This is a genomic window from Pseudoalteromonas sp. FUC4, from assembly GCF_008370255.1.
Taxonomy (GTDB): Bacteria; Pseudomonadota; Gammaproteobacteria; order Enterobacterales; family Alteromonadaceae; genus Pseudoalteromonas.
Genome location: NZ_SEUI01000001.1, coordinates 921,521 through 935,421 on the forward strand (window position 1 = coordinate 921,521; position 13,901 = coordinate 935,421).

The window sequence follows — 13,901 nt, forward strand, 5'->3', positions numbered from 1 at the left end:
GTAAATTTAAGTGTAAACGTTAAAGCTCAAAGTAAGCTTTTGCAATGCACTGTATATAAATACAGTACATTGCTTTTGCTAACTTTCTATAACACGAAGCTGCTTAATTGATGACACAGCTATGTGCGTTTGATAATAATATTTATTAGTGGCTCTACCACGGATCATAAAATAGATAGTTACTCGTTTAGCTTCGCCTGTTACTTCTATTGTTTTATCAATAAAAAAGGTGTCTGCTGGTTGCCCGTATTTACTTTGAAGCTCTGCTACCACATTAGGCTGTATTGATATCGTAATAGAACGCCTGTCGCGATAATCAGTTTCTGTATTTAAGTACAACCAACTCCCCTGAGCTCCCGCCGCTTTAATATGAAACAGGTAAGTGCCAGCAACCCCCTTAGGTGCACTTTGCTCAGTTAAAGCGATAAGGTTCATATTTGCAGCTGTACTTTGGCTCATTTCAATTTTATGGGGAACAGAACTACATGCACTAAGCGTTAGCACACTTAGTAAGGCTAGATATTTCAAGACACAATTTCCTTGTTTCTTACACCAATTCGCATAATTCAGTGACCTATTTTGAGACAAGAAAATCGTGTTGAGAACACAGCAAAAATTTCGTTATTAAGATGTTGTACATCAGAAACTTAAACTAGTTAGCGATTTAATCCCTTAAATTGATTAACTATTATTGCGAATTGGTATTATGCATTATTAAAAATATTTAGCGTTAATGATACCACTATATGTAGCCATGTTTCTATAATCAATCCAAACAATTAGTTAGCGGATATTAAGGCGCATTGCGCTGAGAAGGATCTGTTTTAAAGCTTTTTAGCAAACTTTGTGGGTCAACCACCTCGGTATGCTCTTTAGCAGCCTGCGCCCACCATATTAGTTGGCCAAACGTGCGTGAGAAATAATTAAACCACGATGATTGACCCTCTCCTGCAACAGGTTTGCCATCCTCACTAAACACATCTTGCGCTTTTGGCACGTGGATCATAGCTGATACCGGCAAACAGCCAAGTTCAGATAAAAACGTGCGCATACTAATGCCCGCTCTTACACCACCCCACTGTCCTGCTGAGTAAGTTACTATTGCACTTGGTTTATACGAAAATAGTGAGCTACCAAAATGATTAAGTAAGTCAGCAAGGGCTGGACTCATGCTGTGATTGTACTCAGGGCTAATCATTATATATCCATCTGCGGCTTTAATTTTATCAGCTAATAGAGTGAGCTCTGTAGGTGCATTACTTTTAGCGTATGCAAAGTGTGGTTTAAATACGTTTACGCTAGGAAAATCCAACGCATCAATTAATTCAAACTCATGGCTGCCAAAATGCTCTCTTAAGCATTCTATACAAGCCCTAGAAACCCTTAAGCCTAAGCGAGCTGGTTTTGGTGGAGTGCTATCGCGTACTGTGCCTAAAAATACTAAAAACTTCATATGTAATTCTCAACTTTTTTAAACGATAGCTAAACACTAACATTTTATAGTTATTATGTATTACACATACGCATTGTTTATTGATTCAAAGCATAGTAATAATTAAATTTAAAACTGAAATTTAGCAACAACCGCGCCGTTAAACATACTTTATCGTGTGTTAAATTCACTCGCTTGCATACTTTTTACACATTTGGCCAGTAATATGCCACAGTATAAGTACGCCAAAACCTATACCGAAAAGGATACAAGTAATGGGCTTAAAAAATTATAACGCATGTGCAATCATTGTTACCGCAACAGCTTTAACTCTAAGTGGCTGCAACGACTCATCTACTAACAAAAATACCGAGCAAGTCAGTAGCCCACTTAGTGAGCCGCAAAAAGCGAATCAATCAATAAAGCTATCTATGTTCAAACAAGGGGCTTTTATTACAGAGCCTAAAATTGTTGATTGTGAAACCCAGCAAGGTACTAAAACAACCTGTTATGAGTTTACTACATCAGGTGCACCCGCAGGCAGAGAGCCTGGCTCATTTTGCCCTCGCAGCACAACAGACGGAGCTGATGTATCAGGTACTTGGTTTGATAAACAAGGTAAAGGAGAGCTAGTCGATTTAACTGGCGACTTTATTCTTAAGCTAGATGAATACTACGGCGATGAAAAATGGGTGTTGTATGACGCAAAAACAAATAAAGTTCGTTATACAGCAACAAAAGAATCTTGCTCAGGTGCCGCACGCCCAGATGTAGAAGAACAATACAAACAAAATTGTATTGAATGCAAGCTATCTTATTTAGAAGATAACTTTTCGCTTACTTATTTAATTCCGACTACACCAATAGTGAGTAAAAAATCCAGCCGATTACATACCGTGGGCTTAGCGCTTGATGGTACTGAACTTTCAGGCCCTGCACCTATAAATGCTATTTTGGGCAGTTATACAATTGCAGCATTTGACGACTGCGGTGGGCATATTAACCTGCACCAAGGTTATCACTATCATTCAACAACAGGATGTACCAATTCAGCTCCAAATACTGACGGACACGCCCCTTTAATAGGTTATGCCGTTGACGGTTACGGTATTTACGCAATGAAAGATGCACAAGGCAATGAAGAGTCACTCGACGAATGCCGTGGTATAACAGATGAAACCAGAGGCTATCATTATCATGCTGCCAGCCCGAGCGAAAACTTGTTTATTGGCTGCCTTCATGGTGAGTCTGTAAGAGCAGCTGGTGGCCCGCCGCCAGGCAATAAACCACCACCAAAGCATTGAGAAAATTATGACTATTAAATATAAGTTACTGTTTGTTTTACTTGCTCCTTCATTATTACTTTTAAGTGTTTATGCGGCAGCACATTCTCAGCCACTTAATCAAATAGCAGTGAAAGCATGCTTTGAAAAGCAAAAGTCACAATCGTGTCAGTATCAGGGTGGGCATAACGACTTATATATAGGAAGCTGCCAATATATGGCTGATGACTTAATGTGTGTTCGTAATCAACCCATTCAAAAAGTTGATAACAAAGAAAGTAAAACGAATAACAGCAATGACAGCCACGAACATCAAAATAAGCAGCATAAGTAGTTTTAAGAGTTAAGAGTTAAGAGTTAAGAGTTGTGGGTTTTGTATTATACCAATTCGCTTAATTAAGTGATCTATTTTGAGGGTAGAAAAACGTGTTGATAGCTAGGCAAAAAATTCGCTATTTAGTTGTTCTCGGCAATTGCTCCTGCATTGCTCTACCTTCTGCATCTATGCAGTCGTAAATCAAAGTTTTTTAACACAGGTAGCGACACGTTTAGCCCCGCAAAATGATTAAGTATTATTGCAAATTGGTATTAGGTGCAGTAAATTTACTGCACCTAATTAATTTAAACCGTTACGATTAGTATTGATAACTTAGCCCTACACCACCCCAAAATATATTTCGAAGTGTCTCGTCACCTGCAAAGCGTTTTTCATCTTTATTAACGGCAATGCTATAGCTTGTATACGTGTATAAGGCTAACTGATTAAAAAGTTGATACGACAAGTTTGCAGTAAACTTTACGTTGTTAATTCCGTTGTGCCCATCACTAACATACCCAGCATTAAACCCCACGCCTGATTGAATATCCAATAATAGTAAATCGTTAATATAAAAATCTTTTTTTACTGCCAGCTCCAAAAATGTACCGCTGGCATCAAATGAATGATAAACACTACTTAATAACTGAATATCGTCCGCATAAAAATACGCAACGTCGAGGCTTAGCTCATTATCGTGAGCATCAATGCCTTCTTCACGAGCTTTAATATAGTTATAACCTACATACATCTCTATCCGCTCAGATAAGTGAGCGGTATAAATAGCATTTAAATTAAGCTCTGAATAATCACTACTAATACCTTTTGCCGCCCAAGGGATCACCGCAAAGTTTTTATAATTAAACTCAGTAGCAATTGATGCAATACCATTACCAGCAAGGTTATCTCGACCTTCGGTTACATATCGGCTTTCCCATAATGGGTGAATATGTAAATCAAACTCTTTATTTTTATAATTTACGTCAGTATTGGTATGCTTAATATTTCCGCCTACGCCCACTTCAAGCTCTTGATAGTGCTCTTGTGTTTTTGCTTGTGCGTAAGCTGTATTTACTCCCGCTAGAGTCGTAATAACAAATACATATTTTAAATAGTGAGTCATTTATTAAGTCCAAAACCATCATAAATGGTAAAAAGTGGCGCATAGTATTGTTATAAAACGTGTTAGCGCAATAAATGGATGCATATATATTGTTTTATTTATTAGATTTGAAGTATTTACTAAGTATTACCCATAAACTACAAGTTGCAATTAGCTCGGATTTCAACCAACAAACCAAAGCTATATACGCACCGAGCAATGCTCTAGCAGGTACTTAATTTAATAGTAAAATGATAGTTATAGTACTCACGGTGAGGTGTTCCCTATTACAAAAACAGGAAAAGTATAAGTAGGAAGTGTAAAAAAGTGCGATAAAGGGGAAAACTATAAGCAGCAATAACTCATTAAGCTGCTTATTATTCTTAAAATTATTAACCTAATTTGTTTTTCAGTTTAATGACTTAAATAAGCCATGAGGACAATCAGTGCAACATAAAAACCAAAACCGAGTAAGAAGGTTAAGTCGACTCTTCTAGCCTTACTGGCTTTATAAGATGCAAAGTCTTTAAACTCGCTTTTATACAGCCCAAACGTAACCATTTTTAATAGTAGCCAACCGGTCGAGTAAAATAAAAAGCTCAAGCCAGTATCAACTATTAGCCAAATAAAAATCTCAAATGCAATACTCATTAACTATGTCCATTAGTTTGGAATACAAAAACTATATCAGCTATGTGTTTAAAATACAGCCAGCTAAGTTAATTAAGGTGTAACAGTAAATTTCGTTAAACCTATTAACTGACCTGATTCGGTGACTACTTTTACCTGCCACTTACCAACAGAGTCGCGAGGAAAATTTACCTTGTGGGTCCATGCTCTGTAACCAAGCTCTCTCCCGCCGTTTATATTTAACGTGATCCGATCAACTTCCTTTTTATTATGAAGCCACACATGAAATATTTTTTCATTTAAGCCTCTTGGTGCTTTAACGGCGGTCCAACTATATAAACCTTGATGATGCAGTGTATAAGAGTCTAACTGTTTAATACTCCCTACTGGCTTTTTATGCTGTAAATCAACTTCATGAGCTAATGTAATATCGGTTAAGCGCAGCGCAGCAGGAGGCACATAACTTCTTAATTGCCATACAGCAGTACTCAAAGCACATAAAATAAATACAAGAATAGGAAAACGCCACCAGCGCGCATTAGGCATTAAATTGTTTAAACTCGGAAGAGTAACTACTACAGCTGTTACAAGGGCTGCAGCTAAACTTTGGCTCGTTGTAAGGTTTAACAAAATAGGTAAAGTAACAAGCAAAACAACGAATAAAGCAAAGTTATGAAACACACTAAATAACGTACGGTTTCTAGCAAGTTTTTTGTAATAAAAGGGGTCTATAACCGATATAACCGCACACAAAACAATGAGGGAGGTAAAAATTGCTTGAGGATGGTCCCACTGGGTAACCGCTAAAAAAAACGGCAAAGCAAAAAATAGACTTTCTTGTTGCACCATTTGTAGCGCAAAACGCATTACATTAGGAGATACAGCCACACCAAATTTTTCTTCTACTTTGTCCCGCAGCCAATTATCAATAATTAGCCACAACCAACTAATAAGTAAAAATATCGCAATAACTTGCGAAAAAGACTCTTTTCTATCTACAAGTGCATAGCTGGCAACACCCGACAAAAAAGCCAGCACAGCCAATAATCCAGGTCGTTTTTGCATCGCGCTTATAAATCTAGCGATTATATTTTTACAGTAATCCATGTATGAGTGCTTCCGTACGGGTATGTACTTTATTATTTTTATTCAGAGTAAGGTTAGTTTAACCACGTTTAAATGAACAACAGATAGACGGATGGATTTAAACGCGCCATTTCACAGTACATTAAACTAACCATTTTTAATTAATCAAAAGCTCGCATAGCGCGTCATTGGTACGTTTATTAATTTTTGTAACACATGCGCTTTAGCAAGTAATTCATCCTCAGTAAGTGCAGGCATTTTATTGTTAAAAGCGAACGCAATTTTATTGCTACCTTCAATAGTAAAACTAAAAATATTTCCTGCAAATTCCTTCCCAAGTAATTGATCGAACGCTTCTCTTTGCCCAACTTTGGTATGGCAAATATTAAGTACTAAAACACCATCAAAAGTGAGTGCATTTTTACAATCACGTAAATAGGATGCTTGGACTTAATCTGGCCTATCCCACCTGATCTATATAGGAGAGGTGATTAAAAAACGAGTATAACTTAGTTAACGTACTTCCATTGTTACTAATACGGCTAATAACGCTTTTATTAATTTACAAGCATTTATATATGTACTCAAAAAGGTCGGTTTATCATTTATGTTAGATGAGCTGAAGTATCTGCCTTTATAGCTAATTAAAACGTTTCCAGTGATGACTTTTAGTATAAACAACGGCGCAACATACTAAAAATTTGGCTAATATACTGTTATAACAGTAAAAACCCCCTTTGAATATTCCTCATGTTCAACATGAATAAAGTGCACATCAGCACAAAGGAAGTCTAAACGGCTAAACATCCGCACTTTGTTTTTATCGATTTATGCCTTTTTTTCGTCAATTGCTACGTAATCGAATCTAACAATAATGATTAATGAATATGACTCATGTTTTATGTGAAATTAAACCGTTTTTCTTCATATACCAATCAACGTATAAATTACTCATCCCTTAGCGCTAAACACTATTACTAACAACTTAAAGCCGCTGGATAACAAACCAGCACACTAAGTTAAAAGGTTAATAAAGCGCAAAGCATCAATCAGGTTTAAATTATAAAATTGGATATAAACACGATGAAAAAAGATTTTACATTTAATATAAAGAGCGTTTCACTCGACGAAAATTATCATCCATCAACTAATACGCGTATCACAACCAACTTTGCTAATTTAGCCAGAGGTGAATACCGCAAAGCAAACTTGCGTAACGCCTTAAACATGATTAACAACCGTTTTAATGCCCTAGCCCATTGGGATAACACCAAAGGTGAGCGTTATGCTGTTGAGCTTGAAATTGTCTCTGTTGAGATAGGTATTGAAGATGGCGGCGAAAGCTTCCCCTCTATCGAAATATTAAAAACAAATATAGTTGACCATAAAACAAATAAACGCATTGAAGGTATTGTAGGAAACAACTTCTCATCGTATGTACGCGACTACGACTTTAGCGTACTCCTACAAGAGCACAATAAAGGAAAGCCTCAATTTAGTATTCCTGATGACTTTGGGGTATTACATGGCAAACTATTTCAGTCATTCGTAAATTCGGATACATACAAACAAAATTTTAAAAAACCACCGGTTATATGCCTAAGTGTGTCAGATAACAAAACCTACAACCGCACCGAAAACCAACACCCGGTACTTGGCGTTGAATACGAGCCAAATGAATCATCTTTAACTGAGCAATACTTCAAAAAAATGGGCTTGCAGGTACGTTACTTTATGCCGCCAAATAGCGCCGCTCCCTTAGCATTGTTTTTCTTTGGTGATTTACTTAATGATTACAGCAATCTTGAGCTTATAAGCACCATTAGTACGATGGAAACGTTTCAAAAAATCTACAGACCAGAGATTTATAATGCCAACGCAACAGCGGGAAAATCATATAAACCAAACTTAAAAAACTTGGACCACTCACTAACGCAAATTGTGTATGACCGAGAAGAGCGTGGCAAGTTAGCAAACGAGCAAGGCAAGTTTGCACAAGAGCATTTTATCAAGCCGTACCAAACAGTTCTTGAGCAATTCTCTACTAGCTATCTGTCATAACAACTAATAGTAACAAGCAGTAATAACGCGCTTAAAGATACGTTTAATAATTAACTAAAATATACGGCATTATTTATTATGAAAAAATTACTACCTACATCTACCGCTGGCAGTTTACCTAAGCCTTTATGGCTTGCAGAGCCAGAAACACTTTGGTCACCTTGGAAATTGCAAGGTAATGAATTAACCCAAGGAAAACACGACGCCCTTCGCTTGTCATTATTCGACCAACAACAAGCAGGTATTGATATTGTTAGCGATGGTGAGCAAACAAGGCAGCATTTTGTAACTACATTTATAGAGCACCTTAATGGCGTTGACTTTGAAAAACGTAGAACAGTAAAAATTCGTGACCGATACGACGCAAGCGTACCCAGCGTTGTGGGCCCCGTTAGCCGTCAAAAGTCTGTATTTGTTGAAGACGCTAATTTTTTACGCAAGCAAACCAAGCAACCTATTAAATGGGCATTGCCAGGCCCAATGACAATGATCGACACGCTTTACGACGATCATTATAAAAGCCGCGAAAAACTAGCGTGGGAATTTGCCATAATACTCAATCAAGAAGCAAAAGAATTAGAAGCCGCAGGCGTTGATATCATCCAGTTTGATGAGCCCGCGTTTAACGTATTTTTTGATGAAGTAAACGACTGGGGTATTGCTACATTAGAGCGCGCAATTGAAGGTCTTAAATGCGAAACCGCCGTGCATATTTGCTATGGCTACGGCATTAAAGCCAATACAGATTGGAAAAAAACACTAGGAAACGAATGGCGCCAATACGAAGAAGCATTCCCTAAGCTTCAGCGATCCAATATCGATATTATCTCATTAGAGTGCCATAACTCACATGTACCAATGGATTTACTAGAACTCATTCGCGGTAAAAAAGTAATGGTAGGCGCAATTGATGTAGCAAATCACACTATCGAAACGCCAGAAGAAGTAGCTAATACGCTACGTAAAGCACTGCAATTTGTAGATGCCGACAAACTTTACCCGTGTACAAACTGCGGCATGGCTCCACTACCTCACCATATAGCCAGAGGTAAACTAAATGCCTTGAGCGCTGGGGCTGAAATTATAAGAAAAGAATTATTAGAAAAAAGCTAGTAAAGTAGCTTTAAAATACAAATTGTAAACAATAACAACTGTCGCACCATGTCATAGTAAAATCTATAAACATGGTGCGTTAGTTAAAACCGACTAAAAAACAAAGATTCGACGTATTTAACGGCTTTAAAATACAAAGGCTACCACTTTTACTATTTGTAATTAATAGCTAAATATAACTAGTCGTACACCTCTGGGCGAGTTGTTATTTTCCTATTGGTTACAACCTACCAGGTTTCTTTTGCTAACAATAATTACTAACCGTTTATTAAGTTCATTATTTGTTAAATAACCACAAGCCCCTGTTATTAATTTACCGTCTATATTGAATGAATAATTATAACTACCATCATTTTGTGAAAGTGAGTAGTAAATGGTGTTTGCTTGCTCAAGTTCAATAGACCCAAAATTTAAATTACTTTTGGGCAAGCTAACATTTACCTTTGTTATAACGTACTCAGATTTATTTATTACAGTAACACTAGGAGTAATATAGAAATACAGATAATAAGAAGCGATTACAAAAAGAAAAATAGTAATAGTTATTTTAACAAACCGGTTCATAAATTATCTTATGGGCACATAAAGAGTCTATAGATTAACTCGTTTTTTAATTTGTTTTTATTGATAAAAAAACCATAACTGAGTATCTATTTTGGTTCAACACTATTAAGGACCGTACAGTTTGAAATTACCGTCTAAGCCGTTATACACCGAAATATACCTTTGTTCTTCGCTTTGCAGTTTATACAAAGTAAAAGCTAAACCATCCATAATTATTTCATTGCGTACTTCGCAAATTTCATTGTGTTTAAGGCTATCACGAGGGAAAACCTTTTCTATTTCGTTAGCTTGTATTAAAGCGCCCGAAGAATGCTTAGTAGCAATATATTCGGTATCTTGTTTGTCGCAAGATACTACTCGAATAGCAATAGCTTTAAAGCAAACAAAACAGCTAATTAATATTACAAATGCTTGAGTTTTCATCATTACACATAACGCTTTGCTAAGGGGCAATTAACTGTTGGCTAAACTTGCGCGAAGCGCCAAGCCAACTGTTAATTGTCCCAGTGAGTTTACGAACGAACATGAGCAACTTATAGTTACTCCGTTCCATTAATTAATGTATTTACCTATCTCATTAATACATGGAATATGCTTCTGTTGATCACGAATATTTGAGCGGAAACAATCAATGTTTGTAACAAGACTTTCGGATCAACAGGAGTTATTTGTTTCAATACGCATACTCAGGGATTGTCGTAATGCCGACTATCTATAAGACCTGCGAGAAACACTATTAGCCTCTATTTATTCTTTCACTTTACCTCTAGGAGGCCCAAAATGGAAGCCTTTAACGTCTCAGATTTTGCAGCCCTTATCGGGACCGATTGGGCTGACCGTAAACACGATATTTGTGAAATAAATCGTGACACAAATACACAACATTTAAGTGTGATTTCCTCTGAACCTAAGTCAATTAATGCATGGGCGCTTGAGTTAAAACAACGCTACAACGGCAGATCTGTTGCTGTCGCGTGTGAGCTAAAAAAAGGCCCACTTATATATGCACTCAGTAAATTTAAGCACATTGTATTATTTGTGATTAACCCATCTAGTGTTGCTAAATACCGTGCTGCATTTACGCACAGCGGGGCTAAAGATGATCCTACTGATGCAATTATTCAAGTTGAAATATTACAACTTCACATGGATAAATTAACGGTTATTAGGCCGGATTCAGAGGACGTTAGGTGTCTTGCGCAGCTTGTCGAATACAGACGTAAACTAGTACAAGATCGTGTTAATTTAACCAATAAAATAGCCACAACGCTAAAAAATTATTATCCCCACGTGATTGATTGGTTTAAAGAAAAAGACACTCAAATATTCTGTGACTTCTTACTGCGCTGGCCCTCTCTTGCTCACGCTAAAAAAGCGAGGAAACAAACACTACTCGACTTCTTTAATCAACATAATTCCCGCTACCCACTCGTTAATGAAAAGCGGATAAAAGAAATCAAGGATGCAGAAATACTCACCGAAGATATGGCGGTGATCACGCCAAATTTATTGCTTATTGAATGCCTCGTTCCGCAACTTAAACAGCTGATGTTGGCAATAACACGATTTGATGACGAAATTAAAACACTTTATAAGCAACATACAGATCGCGCTATTTTTGATAGTTTACCTGGGGCGGGGCCACAATTAGCACCTCGATTATTAGCCGCTATGGGATCAAATCGTGACCGCTATAAGTGCGCCGCTGACATACAAAAATACGCAGGCATTGCTCCAGTAACCGAACGCAGTGGCAAGAAAGAATGGATACACTGGCGGTACTCATGCACTAAGTTTTTAAGGCAAACATTTGTGGAATGGGCAGGATTATCTGTGCGCTATTCATTTTGGGCAAAAGCATATTATCGTCAGCAAGAAGCCAAAGGAAAACCCCATAATACCATCATCAGATCATTGGCATTTAAGTGGATACGAATTCTATTTAGGTGCTGGAAAACACATACGCCCTACGATGAATCAACTTACTTAACCGCATTGAAAAGTAAGGGTTCACCGCTGTTAAAATTTGCGGTGGAAAGTGAGCTTTAGCGCTTGCTGTCCACCTCTGGGCGTGTTGTTATATGCTCTCAACACCAATAACCTCGCCCGACATTAAAACAGCAACGAAATTTTTTGAACCATACATTTTGTTGCCATCAATAAGAGGATCGTATTCGACAATGTAATACCAATACTCCTCTTTAAAAAAACCAACCAGACAATGGTATTTAATTAACTCTACACTTCTAATTTCGATACCATCAAATTTTGGCAAATTACTAACAGCCCAATCCTGAACTAAAGAGTAGGCTTTATAAGTTGCTAATGGTGGTGAAACCATTTCTTTAGGTGACCATGAACCAGCCTTTTTAACTTTGCTGCCTGGAACAACAAGGCCATACTTTTCACCACCATGAGTTGCTGTAGTTCTAGGAGTATGATCCTCACAAAAATCTGTATTCGCTTGTGCAAATAACGGTAGTAAAACTAAAAAAGAAACTAGAAATTTAATCACAATTCTTCCTTGAGCATATAACGCCCATTTAAGGGGCTGATAATTGTTAGCTAAAATGTGTAGCGCAGCGAAACCGAGCAAACTGTTAGCAGTCCCACTTGTAATTCTTGTTATATGGTTTTATTCAAAACACTCAAAGTCTAATTAGTTTATATACTAGCTATAAAAAAAGCACCTGAAGGTGCTTTTTTACTTGAATCGTTAAAGGATGGTATTACATAGCAACAGCTTGTAGCTTATTTACTAATTCTTTTACTATTGGTTTGGGGTTTCGTTGTTGTAACGCTTGATTTATAGCTTCTGTGATCAAGGCATTTTTTGCCAACTCTATATCTATTTTTCCATGTTCTGCTAGCCAAGTAGCAACATCACTCCACCGCCATATTGGACTTGTATTCTTTATTCTTTGAATAGGACTAGGGAAATTTCCCTTTCCACGCTTTCCATCTTTATATGCGCTAATTGTTTTTTTCGATAGTTCTGATAGTTGTGCAATATCACTAATACCTACTAAATCTCCTGCATCGACAGAAATAACTCTAGCATTTAATCCGGCTGATTCGACATTTTTGATAGCAGACATTACAGCTTGTTTATAGTTTATAGCTTCACGCATAAAGTCAACATAGACGGTATTGTTATAGGTGCACACCAAGCCATCATCACAACCTGCTTCAAACAATGCATCGTCTAAATTTGGTGTGGTTTCATCTACGCCGGATAGCACTAGTGAAAACTCATATGTGTTCATAATTCAACCTAACGCCTTATTAAGAGGCAAAAAATAGTTGGCTAAAATTTGCGACAAAGGAGAAAAGCCAACTGTTATTTGTCCTTTGGGTTTGTAAATGAAGGTGGCTTTTGCCACCTTGTTATTTACATTTGTCTACTTTATTTCGAATTTGTTTAGCATGATTTTCATCACTCTTCGGAGTAGACCAGACACTCATAGTGTGTCCTGGATGATTTGCGTTTCCGCATCGGAGTTTACCGAATGCGTGTGCCGACTTTCCGCCCTTGATAAATATCCACCCATTGCTTATCGCATAGTCTATCGCGGCTTGAATATGTTTGTTTTTATGTTTTGCTATACATTGTTCCTCCCTTAACGATTCAAAGTCATTATAGCAAAGTGTGGACGAATGTCTACACCAATTACTTTGTTGAAAAGATAAGTATGAAATCGTTTATAAATAAAAAGGACAATCTACGAAAAATAAAGTTGAGCTGGCGGGGAAGTGAACCATATAACGCCCATTTAAGGGGCTGATAATTGTTTGCTAAAATGTGTAGCGAAGCGAAACCGAGCAAACTGTTAGCAGTCCCGCTTTAAATTCTTGTTATGTTGCAGTTAACTCCAATAGAGCCAATTTAGCTGCTTTTGATAAAGTAAGCCACTGCTTTGTTTGAATAAATTCTGTAATGTACGGAACATCTTGTTCAGTTTCAGAGCAAACTTGCTCAAAGATTTCGTCAAAACGATTTAATACTTCAAATTCTTCTTTTGAGAACGTGCTTTGGTACCAATCTCGATTTTTTACATCTTGGTAGCAGGATTCCCAAGAGCAAAATAGCTCTGCGGATACATGAGCAATAGGTACTTTATTTTGATAATCAAGCTGTTCAGTTTTTGATGAAATCAACTTTAAAGTATCAAAAGTTTCTTTTCGATAATTCTCGCAAAGTTGATTATTCACCGACACTTCCTTATGCAACATAACGCCGCAAATCACCGGCAGTTTGAAGCAAAGCGACGAGGAACGAGGAGCGGCGCTTTAAACTGTCCGAGTGCATTTGCA

At 37.3% G+C, this 13,901-nt stretch carries 14 protein-coding genes; 5 read left to right on the plus strand and 9 right to left on the minus strand.

The annotated features are described in order from the left end of the window. Positions 1 to 78: 78 nt before the first annotated feature. Entirely contained in the window at positions 79 to 528 is a 450-nt protein-coding gene (locus EU510_RS04145; protein ID WP_149592384.1) for a hypothetical protein, read from the minus strand. A gap of 265 nt (positions 529 to 793) precedes the next feature. Further along, the gene (locus EU510_RS04150) at positions 794 to 1,453 is read right to left on the minus strand and encodes an NADPH-dependent FMN reductase (RefSeq protein ID WP_149592385.1); all 660 of its coding nucleotides are present in this window, start codon (positions 1,451 to 1,453) and stop codon (positions 794 to 796) included. A gap of 254 nt (positions 1,454 to 1,707) precedes the next feature. On the opposite strand from EU510_RS04150, the gene EU510_RS04155 reads away from it, so the two are divergent. After that, complete coding sequence (locus EU510_RS04155; protein WP_149592386.1) at positions 1,708 to 2,736, plus strand: YHYH protein; 1,029 nt, start codon at positions 1,708 to 1,710, stop codon at positions 2,734 to 2,736. 7 nt (positions 2,737 to 2,743) lie between these two features. After that, complete coding sequence (locus EU510_RS04160) at positions 2,744 to 3,049, plus strand: hypothetical protein (RefSeq protein WP_149592387.1); 306 nt, start codon at positions 2,744 to 2,746, stop codon at positions 3,047 to 3,049. A gap of 301 nt (positions 3,050 to 3,350) precedes the next feature. On the opposite strand, the gene EU510_RS04165 is transcribed toward EU510_RS04160, so the two are convergent. The 3 genes from EU510_RS04165 to EU510_RS04175 all read right to left on the minus strand — a co-directional run bounded on the left by EU510_RS04165 (position 3,351) and on the right by EU510_RS04175 (position 5,870). After that, a complete protein-coding gene (locus EU510_RS04165; RefSeq protein WP_149592388.1) occupies positions 3,351 to 4,154 on the minus strand; it encodes a hypothetical protein in 804 nt (267 codons plus the stop codon). Between the two features lie 393 nt (positions 4,155 to 4,547). Next, positions 4,548 to 4,784, minus strand: a complete 237-nt coding sequence (locus tag EU510_RS04170; RefSeq protein ID WP_149592389.1) for a hypothetical protein — start codon at positions 4,782 to 4,784, stop codon at positions 4,548 to 4,550. Between the two features lie 72 nt (positions 4,785 to 4,856). Then, positions 4,857 to 5,870: a DUF5924 family protein gene (locus tag EU510_RS04175; RefSeq protein WP_149592390.1), complete on the minus strand. Its 1,014-nt coding sequence runs from the start codon at positions 5,868 to 5,870 to the stop codon at positions 4,857 to 4,859. A 1,062-nt stretch (positions 5,871 to 6,932) separates the two neighbouring features. Here EU510_RS04175 and EU510_RS04185 point away from each other — a divergent pair. Then, positions 6,933 to 7,910 (plus strand): DUF1852 domain-containing protein, encoded by a 978-nt coding sequence (locus EU510_RS04185; RefSeq protein ID WP_024599076.1) that lies wholly within the window; start codon positions 6,933 to 6,935, stop codon positions 7,908 to 7,910. A gap of 78 nt (positions 7,911 to 7,988) precedes the next feature. Next, on the plus strand, positions 7,989 to 9,023 hold the full coding sequence (locus EU510_RS04190) for a methionine synthase (RefSeq protein WP_149592391.1): 1,035 nt from the start codon (positions 7,989 to 7,991) through the stop codon (positions 9,021 to 9,023). 669 nt (positions 9,024 to 9,692) lie between these two features. Here EU510_RS04190 and EU510_RS04195 read toward each other — a convergent pair. Further along, positions 9,693 to 10,013 (minus strand): hypothetical protein, encoded by a 321-nt coding sequence (locus tag EU510_RS04195; protein WP_149592392.1) that lies wholly within the window; start codon positions 10,011 to 10,013, stop codon positions 9,693 to 9,695. Positions 10,014 to 10,367: 354 nt separating this feature from the next. Here EU510_RS04195 and EU510_RS04200 point away from each other — a divergent pair, with 354 nt between their 5' ends. After that, a complete protein-coding gene (locus tag EU510_RS04200) occupies positions 10,368 to 11,636 on the plus strand; it encodes an IS110 family transposase (protein WP_149592393.1) in 1,269 nt (422 codons plus the stop codon). A gap of 28 nt (positions 11,637 to 11,664) precedes the next feature. On the opposite strand, the gene EU510_RS04205 is transcribed toward EU510_RS04200, so the two are convergent. The 3 genes from EU510_RS04205 to EU510_RS04220 form a co-directional block, all read right to left on the minus strand. Then, complete coding sequence (locus EU510_RS04205; protein WP_149592394.1) at positions 11,665 to 12,102, minus strand: hypothetical protein; 438 nt, start codon at positions 12,100 to 12,102, stop codon at positions 11,665 to 11,667. Between the two features lie 214 nt (positions 12,103 to 12,316). After that, positions 12,317 to 12,853, minus strand: a complete 537-nt coding sequence (locus EU510_RS04210; protein ID WP_149592395.1) for a helix-turn-helix transcriptional regulator — start codon at positions 12,851 to 12,853, stop codon at positions 12,317 to 12,319. Positions 12,854 to 13,442: 589 nt separating this feature from the next. Then, entirely contained in the window at positions 13,443 to 13,799 is a 357-nt protein-coding gene (locus EU510_RS04220) for a hypothetical protein (RefSeq protein WP_149592396.1), read from the minus strand. Positions 13,800 to 13,901: the final 102 nt, after the last annotated feature.

What these genes read in the sequence shown, in the direction of transcription:
- EU510_RS04200 (WP_149592393.1), top strand. Translation starts at nt 10,368, where the DNA reads ATGGAAGCCTTTAACGTCTCAGATTTTGCAGCCCTTATCGGGACCGAT.
- EU510_RS04190 (WP_149592391.1), top strand. Translation starts at nt 7,989, where the DNA reads ATGAAAAAATTACTACCTACATCTACCGCTGGCAGTTTACCTAAGCCT.
- EU510_RS04165 (WP_149592388.1), bottom strand. Translation starts at nt 4,154, where the DNA reads ATGACTCACTATTTAAAATATGTATTTGTTATTACGACTCTAGCGGGA.
- EU510_RS04155 (WP_149592386.1), top strand. Translation starts at nt 1,708, where the DNA reads ATGGGCTTAAAAAATTATAACGCATGTGCAATCATTGTTACCGCAACA.
- EU510_RS04150 (WP_149592385.1), bottom strand. Translation starts at nt 1,453, where the DNA reads ATGAAGTTTTTAGTATTTTTAGGCACAGTACGCGATAGCACTCCACCA.
- EU510_RS04160 (WP_149592387.1), top strand. Translation starts at nt 2,744, where the DNA reads ATGACTATTAAATATAAGTTACTGTTTGTTTTACTTGCTCCTTCATTA.
- EU510_RS04175 (WP_149592390.1), bottom strand. Translation starts at nt 5,870, where the DNA reads ATGGATTACTGTAAAAATATAATCGCTAGATTTATAAGCGCGATGCAA.
- EU510_RS04195 (WP_149592392.1), bottom strand. Translation starts at nt 10,013, where the DNA reads ATGATGAAAACTCAAGCATTTGTAATATTAATTAGCTGTTTTGTTTGC.
- EU510_RS04210 (WP_149592395.1), bottom strand. Translation starts at nt 12,853, where the DNA reads ATGAACACATATGAGTTTTCACTAGTGCTATCCGGCGTAGATGAAACC.
- EU510_RS04185 (WP_024599076.1), top strand. Translation starts at nt 6,933, where the DNA reads ATGAAAAAAGATTTTACATTTAATATAAAGAGCGTTTCACTCGACGAA.
- EU510_RS04170 (WP_149592389.1), bottom strand. Translation starts at nt 4,784, where the DNA reads ATGAGTATTGCATTTGAGATTTTTATTTGGCTAATAGTTGATACTGGC.